The sequence below is a fragment of the Phytobacter cepae genome, assembly GCF_054165735.1.
The window spans coordinates 3,937,626-3,956,085 of sequence record NZ_CM135107.1; the positions used below are offsets into that span (position 1 = coordinate 3,937,626).

15 protein-coding genes and 1 other RNA gene are annotated in these 18,460 nt (G+C 54.7%); 4 read left to right on the forward strand and 12 right to left on the reverse strand.

Features of this window, described 5'->3' with window-relative positions:
- Position 1 precedes the first annotated feature (1 nt).
- A complete protein-coding gene (locus tag ACUY4Q_RS18625; protein WP_458044192.1) occupies positions 2 to 1,369 on the reverse strand; it encodes a PTS transporter subunit EIIC in 1,368 nt (455 codons plus the stop codon).
- A 277-nt stretch (positions 1,370 to 1,646) separates the two neighbouring features.
- On the opposite strand from ACUY4Q_RS18625, the gene ACUY4Q_RS18630 reads away from it, so the two are divergent.
- The gene (locus ACUY4Q_RS18630) at positions 1,647 to 2,846 is read left to right on the forward strand and encodes an enolase C-terminal domain-like protein (RefSeq protein ID WP_458044193.1); all 1,200 of its coding nucleotides are present in this window, start codon (positions 1,647 to 1,649) and stop codon (positions 2,844 to 2,846) included.
- Between the two features lies 1 nt (position 2,847).
- On the opposite strand, the gene ACUY4Q_RS18635 is transcribed toward ACUY4Q_RS18630, so the two are convergent.
- Positions 2,848 to 3,564 carry a GntR family transcriptional regulator gene (locus ACUY4Q_RS18635; protein ID WP_458044194.1) on the reverse strand — a complete coding sequence of 239 codons (717 nt, stop codon included), beginning with the start codon at positions 3,562 to 3,564 and terminating at the stop codon, positions 2,848 to 2,850.
- Positions 3,565 to 3,662: 98 nt separating this feature from the next.
- Between ACUY4Q_RS18635 and pdeB the strand changes: the two genes are divergently transcribed.
- Positions 3,663 to 5,231 (forward strand): cyclic di-3',5'-guanosine monophosphate phosphodiesterase PdeB, encoded by a 1,569-nt coding sequence (gene pdeB, locus ACUY4Q_RS18640; RefSeq protein WP_458044195.1) that lies wholly within the window; start codon positions 3,663 to 3,665, stop codon positions 5,229 to 5,231.
- A gap of 41 nt (positions 5,232 to 5,272) precedes the next feature.
- Here the strand turns inward: pdeB and ACUY4Q_RS18645 are convergent, their stop codons facing one another.
- From ACUY4Q_RS18645 to ffs, 5 genes are all read right to left on the reverse strand, one after another.
- The gene (locus ACUY4Q_RS18645) at positions 5,273 to 8,347 is read right to left on the reverse strand and encodes a beta-galactosidase (RefSeq protein WP_458044196.1); all 3,075 of its coding nucleotides are present in this window, start codon (positions 8,345 to 8,347) and stop codon (positions 5,273 to 5,275) included.
- A 102-nt stretch (positions 8,348 to 8,449) separates the two neighbouring features.
- The gene (locus ACUY4Q_RS18650; RefSeq protein WP_458044197.1) at positions 8,450 to 9,535 is read right to left on the reverse strand and encodes a LacI family DNA-binding transcriptional regulator; all 1,086 of its coding nucleotides are present in this window, start codon (positions 9,533 to 9,535) and stop codon (positions 8,450 to 8,452) included.
- A 245-nt stretch (positions 9,536 to 9,780) separates the two neighbouring features.
- Complete coding sequence (locus ACUY4Q_RS18655) at positions 9,781 to 9,999, reverse strand: hypothetical protein (RefSeq protein WP_458044198.1); 219 nt, start codon at positions 9,997 to 9,999, stop codon at positions 9,781 to 9,783.
- Entirely contained in the window at positions 9,996 to 10,247 is a 252-nt protein-coding gene (locus ACUY4Q_RS18660; protein WP_458044199.1) for a hypothetical protein, read from the reverse strand. Before ACUY4Q_RS18660 ends, ACUY4Q_RS18655 begins: the two co-directional genes overlap by 4 nt.
- Positions 10,248 to 10,637: 390 nt before the next feature.
- An RNA gene (gene ffs / locus ACUY4Q_RS18665) (signal recognition particle sRNA small type) lies at positions 10,638 to 10,734 on the reverse strand.
- A 146-nt stretch (positions 10,735 to 10,880) separates the two neighbouring features.
- On the opposite strand from ffs, the gene ACUY4Q_RS18670 reads away from it, so the two are divergent.
- A complete protein-coding gene (locus ACUY4Q_RS18670) occupies positions 10,881 to 11,210 on the forward strand; it encodes an MGMT family protein (protein ID WP_458044200.1) in 330 nt (109 codons plus the stop codon).
- 39 nt (positions 11,211 to 11,249) lie between these two features.
- Here ACUY4Q_RS18670 and ACUY4Q_RS18675 read toward each other — a convergent pair whose 3' ends face one another.
- Positions 11,250 to 11,819, reverse strand: coding sequence for a YbaY family lipoprotein (locus tag ACUY4Q_RS18675; protein ID WP_458044201.1), 570 nt, complete (start codon positions 11,817 to 11,819; stop codon positions 11,250 to 11,252).
- A 214-nt stretch (positions 11,820 to 12,033) separates the two neighbouring features.
- On the opposite strand from ACUY4Q_RS18675, the gene tesB reads away from it, so the two are divergent.
- On the forward strand, positions 12,034 to 12,897 hold the full coding sequence (gene tesB / locus ACUY4Q_RS18680) for an acyl-CoA thioesterase II (RefSeq protein ID WP_458044202.1): 864 nt from the start codon (positions 12,034 to 12,036) through the stop codon (positions 12,895 to 12,897).
- A gap of 74 nt (positions 12,898 to 12,971) precedes the next feature.
- Here tesB and amtB read toward each other — a convergent pair whose 3' ends face one another.
- The 4 genes from amtB to ACUY4Q_RS18700 all read right to left on the reverse strand — a co-directional run bounded on the left by amtB (position 12,972) and on the right by ACUY4Q_RS18700 (position 18,419).
- The gene (gene amtB, locus ACUY4Q_RS18685) at positions 12,972 to 14,258 is read right to left on the reverse strand and encodes an ammonium transporter AmtB (RefSeq protein ID WP_458044203.1); all 1,287 of its coding nucleotides are present in this window, start codon (positions 14,256 to 14,258) and stop codon (positions 12,972 to 12,974) included.
- 33 nt (positions 14,259 to 14,291) lie between these two features.
- Positions 14,292 to 14,630, reverse strand: coding sequence for a P-II family nitrogen regulator (gene glnK / locus ACUY4Q_RS18690; protein WP_002891893.1), 339 nt, complete (start codon positions 14,628 to 14,630; stop codon positions 14,292 to 14,294).
- Positions 14,631 to 14,884: 254 nt separating this feature from the next.
- Positions 14,885 to 16,663 (reverse strand): SmdB family multidrug efflux ABC transporter permease/ATP-binding protein, encoded by a 1,779-nt coding sequence (locus tag ACUY4Q_RS18695; protein ID WP_458044204.1) that lies wholly within the window; start codon positions 16,661 to 16,663, stop codon positions 14,885 to 14,887.
- On the reverse strand, positions 16,656 to 18,419 hold the full coding sequence (locus ACUY4Q_RS18700) for a SmdA family multidrug ABC transporter permease/ATP-binding protein (RefSeq protein WP_458044205.1): 1,764 nt from the start codon (positions 18,417 to 18,419) through the stop codon (positions 16,656 to 16,658). The genes ACUY4Q_RS18695 and ACUY4Q_RS18700 overlap by 8 nt, the downstream gene beginning before the upstream one ends.
- Positions 18,420 to 18,460: the final 41 nt, after the last annotated feature.

Sequence of the window (18,460 nt, forward strand, 5' to 3'; positions counted from 1 at the left end):
ATCAGTCGCTGGTCTCTTTGCCCACCAGCAGGGTGGTCAGCACAAAAGAGAGCACCAGCGCCATCACCACCCCGGAGAGGGCATAAACAAAGTACGGACCGATATAGGCTGGCAGACTGAAGATACTCGACAGAATGTAGCCGTAGAGCCGGACACCAAAAAAGGCGATAAACGCCGAGGCCAGGGAGCTTGCCACCGTGGCGGCAATAAAGGCCTTTTTATAGCGCGTCAGTACCCCAAACAGGGCTGGTTCAGTAATGCCCAGCAGTGCGGAAATGGCCGCTGACAGGGTCACCGTCTTGTCCTGACGGTTTTTACTGAGCCGCCAGATAGCAAAGGTCGAGCCAGCAATCGCCATATTTGCCATAAACATCATCGGCATCAGCATGTCGTATCCGCGGTCACTGAAGTTCTGCAACGCTATAGGCGTCATGGCGTGATGCATCCCGGTGAGGATCGCCACCGGACGAATCGCCCCGACCACCAGTCCGGCGAAGCTGGCGGACACACCAAACAACCCTTCAATAAACAACGCCAGCGCCTTACCCAGGTAAATACCAATCGGCCCGATAATGACCAGCGCCGCCAGCGCGCCGAGGAACAGCGTCAGCGTTGGGGTAAAGACCGTTTTCAGCACGTCCGGCATAAATCTGTCGACCCAGCGATGGATGTAACTCAGTGCCAGGATAGAGAAAATCACCGGAATGACGCTGGAGGCATAGTTAAACACCGACACCGGGATTGCATTCAGCAGCCAAAGGGCGCTCACTGCCCCTTCCTGGTGTGCCGCCAGCGCTTTCGCCGCATCGATTAACGACGGATACATCAAACAGGCTGCGACCGCCGCCGCCAGGTATTCATTGGTTTTGAAGATTTTTGCCGCCGAGACCGCAAGAAAAAACGGCAGGAAGTAAAAGACGCCGCTGGCGATCAAATCAATGATCACCACCGTATCGCTTTTTGCTGATACCAGTTTCAGGGCAATGAGTCCGGCCAGCAGACCTTTGATCATCCCGGCCCCGGCAATGGCAGGCACTATCGGCCCAAAAACGCCGGATACGGTATCCATGAACATCGATACCAGGCTTTTTCGCCCTTTGCCCGGAGTGCTTGCCGCAGGTTTATTCCCCAGCGCCGCCAGCATTTGCTCATACCAACTGTTTACTTTTGGGCCAATGACAATCTGGAACTGGTCGCTCTGCAGCTGCGCCCCCATTACCCCTGGCAGAGCTTTGATCGCCCCCTGATCGACTTTATTATCGTCAATCAGATCAAAGCGTAAGCGCGTCATGCAATGCCAGACGTTGTTGATATTCTCTTTCCCGCCTACCAAACGGATAATATTGTTGATGGCCTCTTGTGTCCCCATACGTGCTCCTGCAGGAATATTGTCGTTTTAATACTTTCCCTAAAGAGTAAAGAAAGAAAAACAACAAAACAAACCAATAAAACATGAGGCACATCACAATTAACCATAGAACAGCTACAAAAAGCCAGATCAACAACAAATTGGTACGGTTTTTAATTAAAAATAAATAAAATAACTGACCAAAATATTTATATTAAAAAAGGGTTTACCTTGAGCAAAATTTAAGGAGAAGATAATAACCATTCTGGCTTATCACCTCGTTGTAAAGGAGTTCCCAGTGACGCCAACGCTGATTCAAAATATCGAATGTTTTATCACCCGTCCGGACAGGCACAATCTGGTGACCGTGCGCGTCACGACCGATAAAGGCATCACCGGCCATGGTTGCGCCACCTTCCAGCAGCGCCCGTTGGCGGTCAAAACAATGGTGGATGAGTACCTGAAGCCGCTGCTTATCGGCCGTGATGCTAACCACATTGAAGACCTGTGGCAGATGATGAACGTGAATGCCTACTGGCGAAATGGTCCGGTGATGAACAACGCCATTTCCGGCGTGGATATGGCACTTTGGGATATCAAAGGCCAACTGGCGGGCATGCCGCTCTATCAGCTCCTCGGCGGGCAGTCACGCAACGCCATTCCTGCCTACAGCCATGCCAGCGGCGACACGCTGGAAGCATTGTTTGCAAGCGTTGACCGCCTTCGCGAACAGGGATATCGCCATATTCGCTGTCAACTGGGCTTTTACGGCGGCACACCCGAACAGCTGCATACCCCTGACAATCCGACCCCAGGGGCTTATTTCGATCAGCAAGAGTACATGAACAATACCGTGGCGATGTTCAAGGCGCTGCGGGAGAAATATGGCTACGGCCTGCAGATTCTGCACGACGTGCATGAACGTCTGTTCCCGCAACAGGCGGTGCAGCTGGCCAAACAGCTCGAACCCTATCAGCCCTATTTTATTGAAGATATTCTGCCCCCTCAGCAAAGCGGTTGGTTTGAACAGATTCGCCATAACAGCAGCGTGCCGCTGGCGATGGGGGAGCTGTTCAATAATCCGGCAGAGTGGCACGATCTGATTGTGAACCGCCGCATCGATTTTATTCGTTGCCATATTTCGCAAATTGGCGGCATTACGCCCGCACTTAAACTCGCGGTACTCTGTCAGGCCTTTGGCGTCCGCCTTGCCTGGCATGGCCCTGGCGACATGACGCCGATTGGGGTGGCGGTGAATACGCATTTGAATATTCACCTGCATAATGCCGCCATTCAGGAATATATTCCGCGCTCTGGTGAGACCGACGCCGTCTTCCCCGGCGCGCCCGTGGTTAAAGAAGGGTTTGTTTATCCGCCGCAAACGCCGGGTATTGGCGTCACCTTTAACGAAGAAGAGGGATTGCGCTACCCGGTGCTTTATCGCCCACATGAGTGGACGCAAAGCCGCTTACCGGATGGAACGATGCACACGCCTTAATTCACTGCTCGCCTTTGCGGAAGGCCAGGTTCTGACGGTTATGGGGGATAACGTAAGTGCAGGTGTAATTGATGTCGATGATGTCACTGATTTCATACACCCGCCCCCCTTCGAGAATACCGCGATTGCTGATGTGCATAGCCGGGCTGCCCTTTTTGCAGCCCAGCAATGCCGCCTGCTCGCGACTGACGGTGACCGCCCGGTAGGTCGTTAACATATGCGAAATCTGATACCCTTTTCCCAATACATACTGCTGCAATGAACTCTCAATCACCTGCTGATTCAGGTCGCTAAAATCCACCGCCGGCATACGAGACACTTCAATCTGCACCGCCTCTTCATCCACAAAACGCAGGCGGCAAAACTGCCAGATAAAGCTTTCGTCGCTCAGACCGAAGATCTGCTGCTCATCCCTGTTCGGGCGCTTTTTATGCAGACTGATCATCCGAAAGCGAATCTGATCGAAGCGCTTTTCAGTAATTGAGTTGTAGACCAGGGGGTTGTTTCGCGCCTGCTCGTTAATCCATGCGCCCGATCCTTGCACGATGCGCACCACGCCAATACTGGCCAGTTTCTCAATCGCCTGACGGACGGTAAAACGAGAGACGCCGTACTCTTCGGCAAGTTGTCTTTCAGGGGGGAGTTTTCGCGGACCCGCATCGCTGAACTGATAAATTTTGCTAAGGAGATCCTGGGTTACGAATTCTTTTTTCTTCATCCCGTCATTCCTGAAAGAAATCAATCATTGTCGCGTGTTATAACATTTGTGGATTTCAAATACGCATGTTTATCAGTATCAAACAGGGATTTTTGGTCATGACAAACCGACGATTGGTGAGCCTGATTACAGGTGTGTTACTTTTCGCCGTTCTCTTGCCCGTGGCGCTGAGCGTGTGGCTTTCGCATCGCCAGGCGGAAGAGACATTTATGAACGAGCTGGATACCTTTTCCAGACTGGTGAAGATGCGCGCGGAAAAAGTGGCCGCTCAGGGTAAAACGGCTCTTCGCCATTTAGACAGTTTCCAGGGAGAACCCTGTAGTCCGGCGCACCTGCTGATGATGCGTCGGGCATCCTATACCTTTCGCTATGTGCAGGAAGTGATTTATCTCAATCACAATATCCCTCAATGCTCATCGCTGGAAAGTGGCAGCGAAGCGACCGCCTTTCCACCACCGGAAAAAGTCACCAACGACGGGTTTCGCGCCTGGCTGACCAGCCATAACGATCTGGGGTTGACGCAATATATGGTTGCGATCGGCACCGAACACCACATCATTATGACCGATCCCCAGTCGTTTATTGACGTGCTCTCATCCGGATCCTGGCCGATAAACATTGCGCTGATTGGCCTTAATACGAAGCGCGTGATTGCCAGTAACAGTCAAGCGCCGGGCGCCGACGTGTTACGTCAGGTCAATGCGCAGCATTCGGTTCAGCTTCAGGCAAGTAATGCCGCATGGAATATCACCCCCGTGCCGGAAATGGGGATTGCTATTATTACCTGGGCCTCACTGACCCCGCTGGAGACAAGCTGGTTGCGACTGCTGGCAATCTGGCTTCCCGTGGGTTTATTGCTGAGCCTGGGCATCGCGCTCTTCCTGATTCGTATTCTTCGCCGTTTGCAGTCGCCCCGCTACCGTTTGCTGGATGCTATTCGGGCCCGGGAGATCGAGATGTTCTATCAGCCGATTGTTGCTCTTGGAAACGGAAAAATTGTAGGCGCGGAGGCGCTGGTACGCTGGCGGCAACGCGACGGCGGGCTGCTTTTCCCGGATACCTTTATCCCGCTGGCAGAGCAAACCGGCCTGATGCCGCAACTGACGAAACTCATTATCGAGAAGGTGTTTGAAGACATGGGGCCCTGGCTTAGCGCCCATCCCGATCAGCATATTTCCATTAATCTTGAGCCATCCGATTTATTGACCTCAACGGTGCCAACGCAGATACACACTCTGGTGACCCAGTGGCAGCTTGCTGCCTCGCAGATAGCCCTGGAAGTGACCGAGCGGGGCTTTGCCGATCCGGCCACCAGCATGCCGACGATTTCCGCCCTTCGCGCTGCTGGGCATGCCATCTATATCGACGATTTTGGTACCGGTTATTCCAGCCTCAGCTACCTGCAAAATATGGAGGTCGATATCATCAAAATCGACAAATCCTTTGTGGATGCGCTGGCCTATAAAAACATGACCACCCATATTGTCGAGATGGCCAAAGCCCTGAAGCTGGCGATGGTGGCGGAAGGGATTGAGACAGAAGGACAGCTGGCCTGGCTGTATCAGCATGGCGTGCAGTACGGACAAGGCTGGTTATACAGTAAGGCATTGCCAAAAGAGCGTTTTATCGCCTGGGCAGAGAGAAATCTGGAAGATCATACAACGTGACATACGGCGGGAGCATCCCCGCCGCATCTGAGAGGTAACCGTCAGTCCTGAGACCAGAGGAAGGCGTAGCGCACCGTATTTTCGCTCAGCACGAACTCCGGCGACACGCTGGGGCTCCAGGAGTCATCGCCGCCCAACCCCATATGGAACGCATCAAGCTGTAGCCAGCAGCCGTCCTCTTCACGCAGTAAATGGTGATGCGTGGTCTCTTTCAACTGCTGCTGGCTGTAGCGACTTAATGAGAAATGGAATCGTCCATTCCACTGATGTGCGCCATAACGCAACATACGGGTGTCGCAGCGTAATCCGTTTTCACTGGGGAAAATATAGGGCGTATGTAACTGCGCCAGTTCCTGCGTCCACTGTCCCTGGCGAGCGGCCAGTTTGCGATCCGGGTAGTTTTCATGGGGACCCAGTCCCAGCCAGGTCGCGCGTGGGTACACCCCAGCAAGCTGACAGTGCAGGCCGATACGCGCCGGCGGGGGAACGTCAGCGGCAACAAGCACATCCACTTCGCCTTGCAACACACCGTCGCCCGCAACCCGCCACCATTTCTGGCTGATAAACAACGTTTTACCCTGGTGCTGCCAGCCATGACGGGTCATCACCGTCACATCGCTGGCATTTTCCTGCGCCTCACACTGCAACAGGTGCGGCGTCAGTTCATACATTCCTGCCGCTTTCCAGCGCTCCACCCACGCATTCGGATCGATGCGGGTCGCCTCACTCACGCCAATGTCGTTATCCAGCGGCGCGCGGGTAAAGTTGTCGATAACCGCCGACAGCAGCGTGGGTTGCCCGTTACGCCACCACTGGGTCAGATGACCGCTCTGACGTGAGAATGCCCACCGCTGGTTCGCCAGTTCAATCACAAACATCTCGTCATCCGTTATCAGCGTCGGACGTTCAGCAGAAGCGGACCTGGGTGCCACGCACAACGGTGCAGGCAACGCCCACTGATCCCAGGCGCAAAGGTGCTGCGGCGGCGACCACGGGGTGGCGTCGCGTTGATAAATATCGACATTCAGCCAGACTTCGCCGGGAGCGGCTTCCAACGCTGGCGCCGGGAGCGTAATACGTTGAGAACCCTGCGGTGCAATGGCCAGCGCAACGTCACCTTCGGCAAGCGTCTGACCGTCGCGCATAATCGACCAGCGCAGGCTTTCGTTATCGGTGTCGCGGAACAGAAATTCGCTGGTGACTTCAATCACCAATGGCGAGGTGCCGATCAGCGCAAACTGGAAAAATTGCTGCGCACGCTGGGCTTCGTACAGCGCCGGGTGCGGTGTTCTGTCCGGGAAAACCAGTCCGTTCATGCAGAACTGGCGATCGTTTGGCGTATCGCCAAAATCGCCCCCGTAAGCCCAGAAGGACTCCCCCTTTTCATCCTTTTTGCTCAATGCCTGGTCGACCCAGTCCCAGACGAAACCGCCCTGCAAACGGGGCCAGGCGCGGAATGCTTCCCAGTACTTTGCGAACCCACCAAAGCTGTTACCCATCGCGTGCGCATATTCACACAGGATCAGCGGACGGGTTTCGTCGGGCATGCTGACCCATTTTTTAATGGACCACTTTGGCACCGCCGGGAAAGGCTGATCCTGGTCGACCCTGGCATACATCGGGCAAATAATGTCGGTTGCCGCCGTATTCGCTCCGCCGCCTTCGTACTGCACCGGACGCGTCGGATCGGTGGTTTTTATCCAACGGTAAAGCGCATCGTGACTGGCACCGTGGCCCGATTCATTGCCCAGAGACCAGATGATGATGGAGGGATGGTTGCGATCGCGTTGCACCATGCGGGTGACACGCTCGCTCATCGCCGGCAGCCATTGGGGATCGTCAGAAAGACGGCTCATCGGAACCATACCGTGCGTTTCGATATTGGCCTCGTCCACCACGTACAGCCCGTACTGGTCACACAGGCGATACCACAAGGGATGATTAGGGTAATGCGAACAGCGCACGGCATTGAAGTTGTGCTGCTTCATCAGTTCAATGTCACGACGCATCGTCGCTTCATCCACCACCTGACCGTTTTCCGGGTGGTGCTCATGCCGGTTAGTGCCACGAATCAATAGCGGCTTGCCATTCAGCTTGAGCAGGCCATTGCTGATTTCCACTTCACGAAAGCCGACGTCACAGGCCTCAACTTCGAGCAACTGGCCTGCGCTGCTATAAAGCGCAACCGTTAAGCGATACAGATGGGGGGTTTCCGCACTCCACAGCAGCGGATTTTCAACGGGCATCGCGACGCTCAGCCGCTCCGCCCAGGCGCCACGCTCATCAATAATCTCGCTGCCCGGAACCTGTCGGGCCTCAGCCTTTTTGCACTCGCCCTGCCAGAGGGTGAATACCACCTCACAATCGGTGTAGTTACCGGCAAGTTGCGCATCGACCTGCAACAGAGCGTGGTCAAATTCTGCATTCAGATGGGTCACATGGTGGAAATCCGCTATTCTCGCTTCGGGCTTATGCAGCAGAGACACATCACGGAAAATTCCGCTCATGCGCCACATATCCTGATCTTCCAGATAGCTGCCGTCGCACCAGCGCAGCACCATCACTGCCAGGCGGTTCGTGCCCGGTCGCAACACGGCGCTGAGATCGAATTCAGCAGGCAGGCGGCTGTCCTGCGAATACCCAACCCAGTAACCGTTACACCAGAGATAGAAGGCGGAATTCACCCCATCGAAAATAATTCGCGTCTGCCCGCTGGTCAGCCAGTCAGTATCCACCTCAAATGTGAGCGAGTAACAACCGGTGGGATTCTCCTTTGGTACGAACGGCGGATTCACCGGAATCGGATAGGTCACATTAGTGTAAATGGGGATGTCAAAACCCTGCATCTGCCAGTTGGAGGGCACCGGCATCGCCACTGAATCCACGCAATCTTGTTCTGTCCAGCTGTCCGGCACCTGTTCGGGCGCCCCAAAGAAGCGGAACTGCCATTCACCGTTGAGTAAACGCCGGGAGGTAGCGCTGCTGTCATCGCGCGCAGCATCAAGATTGCGCCAGCTTTGCAGGGGAGCATGGGCGGCAAGGCGGTGCCAGTGGGTGATAACCGGATTTTCCCAGTCCCGGCGGGATAACAGCGTGCTCACAGCGTTGATGGACATATCGACCTCTTTTTGCGAAGCGCTCACAATTTTGGATAACATGCCCGTTTTTAACGCACGGGTAAAGCCGCGTCGTGAGAGAAAGCGAAAAGGATCACAAAACTAATTACGTCGATCGAGTTGTGCCGCCAGCTGCGCCAGCTCATGCAATTGTCTCGCCAGATTTTCCCCGGAGACCTCGGTGCGGGTGGCCGGTGACGTTGAATTACGTTCAATCAGAGTAACGGGTAATCGCATCTGCAATGGACATTCCGCAGGGTCGGCCTGCTGGGCCAACAGCCAGTCAACGCTGCGCTCTCCGGCATCGCGGAAGGCCTGACGGACCGTCGTCAACGGGGGAGAATACCAGGCGCTGTCAGCGGTATCGTCATACCCTACGACGGAAATATCCCCAGGGACTCTCACGCCTTTTTCTGTACAGGCACGGATCACGCCGAGCGCCATTTGATCGTTGGCAACCAGAATGGCCTGCGGTAGCGGGCTGACGGCAAGAAGCTGATGCCCTTTTTCATAACCGGATGCCGCACTCCAGTCTCCGTGTTCGCATCCGTAAGGTGCAAGGTGCGCAGCCTCAAGGGCAGATTTCCAGCCCGACAGGCGCGCTCGCGCCGAGACGGAGGAAGCAGGCCCTCCCAGCAGCGCGATACGCTGATGCCCTTCGGCGAGTAAATGGCTGACGCCCAGACGCGCGCCCTGCCCGGCGTCAAAAATCAGGCTGTTGACGGGGGCCGTTTCGCTGACGTCAAGAAAAAGTGCCGGCACCGGCTGGGCCAGTTCGGCGAGCATAATGGCGCGCTCATCGTCCAGCGGCACGTTGACCACCAGCCCTTCCACGCGCTGAGCCAGCAGTTCCTGCAACGCGACTCTACAGGCGGCGTCGTCATGTTGCTCCAGCATCGAAATAATGACGCTCACCCCGACCTGCCCGGCTCTCGATTTTACCGCTGCTGCGATTTGCGATGGCGCATGAAGTGCCAGATCAGCGGTGAGAAGCCCCAGCGTGCGGGTTCGTTTTCCAGCGAGCTGCTGTGCACCGCGATTCGGGATGTAATGCAGTTCCGCCATCGCCGCCATCACCTTATCCCGCGTGCGCACAGAGACGTGCGCCCCCTGGTTGATCACTCGGGAAACGGTCTGATAAGAGACCCCGGCAAGGCGGGCAACATCATAAAGGGTGATAGGTTTCATGGTGTTCATCATGACAACAGAGTTGGCAGAGTGTAACCCATTACGCTCAGGACTGTTATGTGCGAGTTTGCACTCTGGAAGGCGAAGCGAGATACCAGGAAACGCAGGAGAATAAACGTCGACGAGCCAGGACCGGCTCGCCGTAAACATCATCCATGATGAATTGAGATGGTTAACATATTATATTTTGCGTATAGCATCACAAAACTTCATGCAATTAATATGACAGTTTCATGATTAAAGTATTACTGCTGACGTGGAATAGGAAACCCTTTCAGGGAAATGATAAAGTTGTTTCCTTCTTTTTTAATTTTTGCGCCAGCGTCACACCAGTCACTCGCGATGCGAAAGAACTCATCCGTTCCAATATTCCAGTTCAGGCGAACCTGCTTAACAAATCCCGAGCGTAACAGCTCGCAAGCTTCACCGTAGTTACTGGCGATAGATAGCAGTTGTTGGTTCATTTTTTCTTCTTCAGGAGTTTGCGTAGCGCTTTGATTTCTTTGGAACTCAGCGGGGATGCGTTGTCTTCTTCCAGATGCTGATTATCGATATCATCTTCTGAAACGCCGCCTGCTTCATCTGCCTCAAGTGCCAGAAGCAGCAGCTTTTCTGTTGCTGTACTCAGGTTTTCGTTATTCACTTCTGCATAATGACGAAGTTTCTCTTTCAACGCCTCATCAATTTTGACGTTTAAAACCGCAGTGACCATGATTATCCCTTCTCGTGTGAATAAGATAAAATATTAATACACGAAGTTAATACCTTGATCCAGAAATATATTTAACTGTGATGACAGTTTGAAAATTTCCCAACTTTATTTTGCAGCCTTTATATGACAGTTATATGAAGGTAATATTTCAAATGAATGACAATACTGATAAAAAGGAATAAATATCTCCTCAGTATGATTGGCGTTACCAGACTGTGCCCTAAATACGTCGAGGGCAGAACAACACGGTTACCGTTTTAAACAGCGCTTGCACAGGCCCCGAAGAGTAAGGCCACCGGCCAAATCACGCGGCAACGCAGTGAAAAATGGGTCATGAACAAATCAGGTGAGCAGAGAAAGTAAAAATGGGGGGGCAGAAATGGGTGGAGGCCCTGCCAGCTACATCCCGGCACACGCGTTCTTTGCCTTGGCTGCTTCCTTCCGGACCTGACCTGGTAAACAAAGTAGCATTGCGGGAGAACCAACAGGGCCTCCATTGAGAGCGTTGTTACCCAACGCGCTGGCGCATTATCCCTGTCCGTTACCCTAATTGCAAGCGACCGGCAAACAGATGCTGTTTTCTTGCACGATTCCGCCTGCACTGGCGCTAACACCCTGATATTCTAAAGGCTCATGCATCAGGACAGACATATGGATAATCACGATTCTTTCCCGCAACGGGTGTGGCAAATTGTTGCTTCTGTCCCGGAAGGCTTTGTTACCACCTACGGTGACGTTGCCAGACTGGCGGGTTCCCCACGCGCAGCAAGGCAGGTTGGTGGTGTGCTCAGACGCTTACCGGAGGGCAGCACGCTGCCGTGGCATCGCGTAGTGAATCGCCATGGGTGCATTTCACTTACCGGTCCGGATTTACAACGTCAGCGCCAGGCACTCATGCAGGAAGGGGTGGTTGTCTCAGGAAGCGGGCAGATTGATCTCCAGCACTACCGCTGGATTTACTGACAACTCCTCTCCCGTTTCAGGAGAGGAGCAGAACAGGTTTTACATCTGGGTCGGTGCCGGGGTGGCTGCCGAAGGATTAACCTGGGTCGGTGACGTTGAAGGCACCGTGTTCACCGCGCCACCACTCTCCTGGAGCGGAACCGCCGTTTGCTGGACGGGTACCAGCGTCAGCTCTGCCTTCGTCCCACCCTGGTTGATGATAGGTTTGACGGAATCGGTGATAAAGACCACTTTATCGTTGATGGAGATAGCGGCACTCAGGAGAATACGGGCGTTAGGCTGCACGTCTGCCGGATTGAACGGCAATACGAAGCTAAAGGGCGACTGTTTACCCTCGGTACGCACCGCTTTCTGGGCAATAATTTTTGATGGCGCGTCGGCCATGGTGGCATCAGACACCGTCACGGTTAAGACCGCATCAGGGGGAAGTGCCACTTTTTGACGAATCCACACGGTCCCTGAGACGTTAGGCTGCGTAATCGCCGCCTGATTCACCGCCGACGGGGCATTAGGATTCGGTGTTGGGGTGGGAATGTCTGCGCCTTTTTTGGCACAACCGGCCAGCGCAACCGCCACGGCCAAACCACTTAACATGTGCACAAGTTTCATGAGTTCTCCTTATCTTCTATGCACCAACAGGACGCTGTCCTGCCAGAATGTGTGGTTAAATCCTCGTAACGTCTTCAAGTGTGGCACAGGTCACTGATTTCTGCCTGCAAACTGCTGGCTATTCAGATTATTGCACCCATCGGACCGCTTGAATTTCCAGGTTATACTCTGTAGAGCATTCGCTTCGGCGGCGTTTATATTATTGAGGACACCTATGAGTCAGGCGCTTAACAATCTGCTGTCATTATTGAATCTGGAAAAAATTGAAGAGGGCCTTTTTCGTGGGCAAAGCGAAGATTTAGGGTTGCGTCAGGTCTTCGGTGGGCAGGTCGTCGGGCAAGCTTTGTATGCCGCCAAAGAGACCGTCCCGGCTGAGCGTCTCGTCCATTCGTTTCACAGCTATTTTTTGCGCCCCGGCGATAGCCAAAAACCGATTATTTATGATGTAGAGGTGCTGCGCGACGGCAACAGCTTTAGCGCCCGCCGCGTCGCCGCCATTCAGAATGGCAAACCTATCTTTTATATGACGGCCTCATTCCAGGCCCCGGAGCCGGGTTATGAACATCAAAAAACCATGCCCCCTGCCCCTGACCCGGAATCACTGAAATCGGAAACCGACATTGCCCGCGAGCTGTCGGCCTTTTTGCCGCCACTGGTAAAAGAGAAGTTTCTCGGCGATAAGCCCATTGAAATCCGCCCCGTTGAATTTCATAACCCCCTGAAAGGGCATAAGGCTGAGCCCACCCGCCAGGTGTGGATGCGGGCGAATGGTCAGTTGCCGCAGGATTTACGCGTTCAGCAGTATCTGCTGGGGTATGCCTCAGACTTTCACTTCCTGCTGGTCGCCCTCCAGCCACACGGCGTGGGCTTCCTGGAAAAAGGCATGCAGGTGGCGACCATCGATCACTCGATGTGGTTCCATCGTCCTTTCGACCTGAATGACTGGCTGCTCTACAGCGTAGAGAGTACTTCGGCCTCCAGCGCGCGCGGCTTTGTACGCGGTGAATTTTACAACCGCGACGGGGTGCTGGTTGCGTCCACCGTACAGGAAGGGGTGATGCGTAACCGCGGCGCATAATCCGCTTATCAGAATGACAAAAGCCTCCCGGTGGGAGGCTTTTTTGCTCAGGAGATTACGCAGTCTGATAAGAATCAGGCGTTATAGGCGTTTTCGCCATGGCTGTTAACATCCAGCCCTTCACGCTCTTGATCTTCAGGTACGCGCAGACCTACGGTCATGTCAGCCAGCTTGTAGCCGATAAAGGCAACCACACCTGACCAGACGATGGTGATCGCGACACTTTCAAGCTGTACCAGCACCTGGTGACCCATGGTCACGCCTTCAGCGTAACCCACGCCGCCCAGTGAGGTCGCCGCGAAGATACCGGTCATGATGCAACCCACGATACCGCAGACGCCGTGCACACCAAACACATCGCAAGGATCGTCCACTCGCAGCCAGCGCTTAAGCGTTGTCACACCCCAGATACCTGCCAGACCCGCAACGATACCCACCAGCAGCGCGCCGCCAACACCAACGTATCCGCATGCCGGGGTGATGCCGACCAGACCGGCAATCGCACCCGAACAGGCACCCAGCAGTGAAGGTTTGCCGCGCAGCGCCCACTCACCAAATACCCAGGAGAGGATGGCACCCGCCGTGGCGACAACGGTGTTAACAAACGCCAGCGCAGCGATTTCGTTAGCCGCACTTGCAGAACCGGCGTTGAAACCGAACCAGCCAAAGTAGAGGATCGCGGTGCCAATGAACACCATCGGCAGATTATGCGGTTTGAAAGCCTCTTTACCAAAGCCCACACGTTTGCCAATCAGGTAGGCGCCTACCAGGCCTGCTACCGCAGCGTTGATGTGAACAACGGTACCGCCAGCAAAGTCCATTGCGCCGTGGGAGGCGAGCAGACCACCGCCCCAGACCATATGCGCAATCGGCACGTAGGAGAGCGTCAGCCAGACCACCACGAAGATCAGCACGGCAGAGAAGCGGATACGTTCAGCCAGGGCACCGACGATAAGACCCACGGTAATACAGGCGAACGATCCCTGGAAGGCAACATGAATGTACTGATAGAAGCTGCCCATTACGGCGGTCAGCTCGATGTTTTTCAACATCGCCCAGTTAAAGCTACCAAAGAAGCTATTACCTTCACTGAATGCGAGGGAGTAGCCATACACCACCCACAATACGCAGACCAGGGCGAAGGTCACGGCCACCTGAGTCAGCATAGAGAGAACGTTTTTGCCACGGATCAAGCCGCCGTAGAACAGGGCAATACCCGGGATAGTCATAAACAGCACCAGCGCGGTGCAGATCATCATAAAGGCGTTGTCAGCTTTATCCGCAACCGCCGGGGCAGCCATCGCCAGACCAGGCAGTAATGCCAGCGAAGCAAGACCTGCTTTTAACATTGTTTTCTTCATTTTCTTCCCCATCCTTCTCACTGTGTGCAGGTATTACAGTGCCGCTTCGTCGGCTTCGCCGGTACGAATACGAATGACACGTTGCAGCTCAGCAACGAAAATTTTGCCGTCGCCAATTTTTCCGGTGTAGGCCGCTTTGCTAATCACATCAATCACTTCATCAAGTTGATCGTCTGCAATAGCCACGTCAATCTTCACTTTTGGCAGGAAGTTAACGCTGTACTCGGCACCACGGTAAAGCTCGGCATGCCCCTTCTGACGCCCGAAACCTTTTACTTCAGTCACGGTCAATCCTTGAATACCAATTGAAGACAGCGCTTCACGAACGTCTTCCAGTTTGAATGGCTTAATCACCACGGTAACCAGCTTCATAGATCCCCCTCCAGTCAAAATCGATAATGGCCGCAGCTAACACACAGGAGATATTGCAAGGGCTGTGCCAGAAATGAAAAACAGGCGTTATTCAGGCTTTTATGGCCTACAGGAGGGGTTGGCTAACCCGAAGTGAAAAGCGAGACGCGTTCAGATTGTTCCTGGAAAAGAAAAACGCACCACGACAGTGCGCAGTGCGTTATTTTTTTGCACCAACAGAGGTTCCCGTCAGTAGCGTGCCTGATTATGGTGCATCAGGCGATAAGGGTTTCTTCTTGTAAACCGGCAGCCAGTTCTTCCCCCGCCAGCTGCAACTGGTACATCTGCCAGTAGCGTCCTTTCTTTTCAAGCAGTTGTTGGTGAGTTCCGCGTTCAACGGCTTGCCCACGATGAAGCACAAGTATGGTTCCGGCATCCACAATGGTCGACAATCGATGGGCAATCACCACCAGGGTCGTCTTCTCCCGTACGGCAACCAGCGCCTGCTGAATGGCCTGCTCGGTGCCGGAGTCAATGTTAGCCGTCGCTTCATCAAGGATCAGGATTTGCGGGGTATCCACCAGCACGCGCGCCAGAGCGAGCAGTTGCTTTTGCCCCACTGAGAGGTTGTTACCCTGCTCCCCTAGTCGCGTATAGATGCCGTCACTCATGCCGCGCGCCAGCTCCGCAAGCTGCACCGTTTCCAGCGCATGCCAGACCTGCGCCTCAGAAATGTCGCGCCCCAGCGTGACGTTGGCAAAGAAGCTGTCGGCCATTACTACCGGGTCCTGCTGCACCATCGCCACCCCTTTGCGCAATGACGCGTGACTCAGCGCGGAGAGCGGGCGACCGTCCAGGCGGATCTCCCCTTTGGTGAGCGGGTAGTACCCCATGAGCAGATTGGCGAGGGTACTTTTACCGCTGCCGGTGTGCCCGACCAGTGCGACGAAACTGCGCGGCGGCACGCTCAGGCTGATGTCCTGTAACACCAGTTGATCATCACGATACGCAAAGGAGACATTCTCAATATCTATCGCGCCGCTTTTCAGCGGTTCATCGTCATAGCCGTAGGTCTGACGCGGGCAATCCATCAGTTCAAACACGCGCTCTCCGGCCACTACCGCCTGTTGGAGCATCGATTGCTGAGTCGTGAGTTCAATTAAAGGCTCATTGAGTCGCCCCAGATAACTGATAAAGGCGTACAGCACCCCGACTTCCACTGTTCCGGTGGGGCTAAAACCGAACAGCATCAACAGGCCGCAAAGAATAAGTGTGGTAAACAAGCTCAGCAAAGGACGCAACAGGAAGCCATCAAGACGCAGGGTTTGCATCCGCGCCAGATAGTGCGAGCGGCTCGCCTCACCCATTCGTTCACCAAAACGCCCCTGCTGGCGGAACTGCTGGATAACACTCATTCCGTTAATGACTTCGTTAAAACCGTCGTTAATGTCCGCAAGATAGGCACGCATGCGTCGGACGATGGGCGTGCTGTAACGCTGATAAATCAACATCACAATCAGTACCGCCGGGAAAATGGCGATAGCCACCAGCGCCATTCGCCAGTCAAGGCTGAACATGGCCACCAGCATGGCGCCAATCAATGCTGCGCTGCGCAGTACCGTAGCCACCACGGTGACGTACAGATCACGAATCACTTCGGTATCGTTGGTCACGCGGGAGATAATTTGCCCTACCGGTTGGGTATCAAAGGCATTAAGCGGCTGACGAAGCGCAGCATCCATCACATCAGTACGGAGCTGTTGCACCACACCGACCGCGGCCTGGTTGAACAACAACGCCTGGGCGTAATGAAGCCCCGCCGCCAGGAATTGCAGGCCAATGTAGGCGACGACCAGCCCGGCAACCAGCCCCAGTGGCAGATAGCTTTTCGCCACCATGTTGTCGATAAAATAGCTGATAAGCGCCGGCCCCGTCACTTCCGCCGCTGCCGCAACCCAGAGCATCACCACGGCTTTTATCAGCTGTTTGCGCCAGGGTTTTCCATAGACCAGCAGACGCTTTAAGGTCGGCCATAGCTGCCCGAAGTTACGCATGACTGGCCTCCTGTGGCGCTTCATCCAGCGCCGCTTCCAGTTGCTGATAGCGATACATATCGCGATACCACCCAGGCGTACTCGCCAGTTGTTCATGTTCCCCGCGCTGTGCAATGTGCCCGTGCTGCATCACCAGGATTTCACTCGCCTCCGTCAGCGCCGACAGGCGATGCGCACTGATGATGACCGTGCGCCCTTCTCCCCATTGACGGAGATTATGCAGAATCTGATGCTCGGTACGCCCGTCAACGGCAGAAAGCGCATCATCCAGCAGCAGAATTTCCGCATCCAGCAAAAGCGCACGCGCAATAGAGATACGCTGTTTTTGTCCACCGGAGAGCATGACGCCGCGCTCCCCCACTTCGGTTTCATAGCCCTGCGGCAGTCGCAAAATATCGTCATGCACGCTGGCAAGTCGGGCGACATGTTCAATCTCTTCGCGGGTGGCGCCCGGTTTACCCAGCGCAATATTACTGGCAACCGTATCGGAGAAGAGGAAGGGAGTTTGATTGACGACCGCAAGGCGACTGCGCCACGCATCCAGCTTGAGTTCGGTTAGCGGTATCGCGTGGAAGCGAATGTCGCCCTGCTCAACGTCGAAATGGCGCTGAATCAGGGAGAGCAATGTGCTTTTCCCTGAGCCGGTCGGCCCGCAAATCCCCAGCATCTGACCCGGCTGGAGAGTGACGTTAACGTCACTCAAAATCGGCTGCGTGGTTTGCGGATAGATAAACTGGCGGATAGCTATCTCCAGCGTGCCCCGCCCCGCTGGTACTGGTTCATTACCGTCATTCACCACCGGGGCTTCCGACAGCATATCGCGGATACGGGTATAAGCGGCACTGCCGCGCTCAACGATATTGAACATCCAGGCCAGGGCTAACATCGGCCAAATCATCAGTCCCAGATACATCATAAAGCTGGTGAGTTGCCCCAGCGTCAGCGAACCTTGGACCACCATCCAGCTCCCGCCGCCGATCGCCAGCAGATTCGCCATACCAATAGCGATATAGATCGTCGGATCGAAGCGGGCATCGACGCGCGCAACCCGCATGTTTTTCTCGCCAGTGTCCGCCGCCTCACCGGAAAACAGCGCCGACTGACGATCTTCCAGACCAAAGGCTTTGATCATCCGAATGCTGGTCATGCTCTCCTGGGTACGATCGTTGAGGGCAGAGAACGCCGCCTGCGCCAGCTTGAAACGTTGATGCAGTTGATCGCCGTAACGCTTGATCACCAGGGCCATAATCGGCATGGGTAGCAGGGAAAGTAAGGTGAGCTGCCAGCTGATTTGCGTCGACATCACGATCAGCACTACGCAGCCCATCACCAGGGAATCCACCAGTGTCAGCACCCCCTCTCCGGCGGCGAAGACCACACGGTCAACGTCGTTAGTCGCACGGGCCATCAAATCCCCGGTGCGGTGACGCAGATAAAACTCCGGGTGCTGGCGACTGAGCTGGCGATAGAAATCTTCGCGCAGTTCGACCGCCAACTGATAGGAGGCACCAAACAACCAGACGCGCCAGACATAGCGCAACAGGTAGGTGACGATAGCGATCAGCACCAGCGAGCCAATCCACATCATCACCTGTGAAGGGGTGTAATGCTGTCGGGTTACGCCATCAACCAGAATGCCCACCACTTTAGGCGGAACGAGCTGCAAAATGGCAATGATGATAAGTAAGCCAACGGCACCGAGATAGCGTCGCCATTCCCGGCGAAAATACCAGCTTAACTGAGCAAATAATCGCACGCGTTTACATCCTGAACGTGATTTTCCGACACATGCCGGGA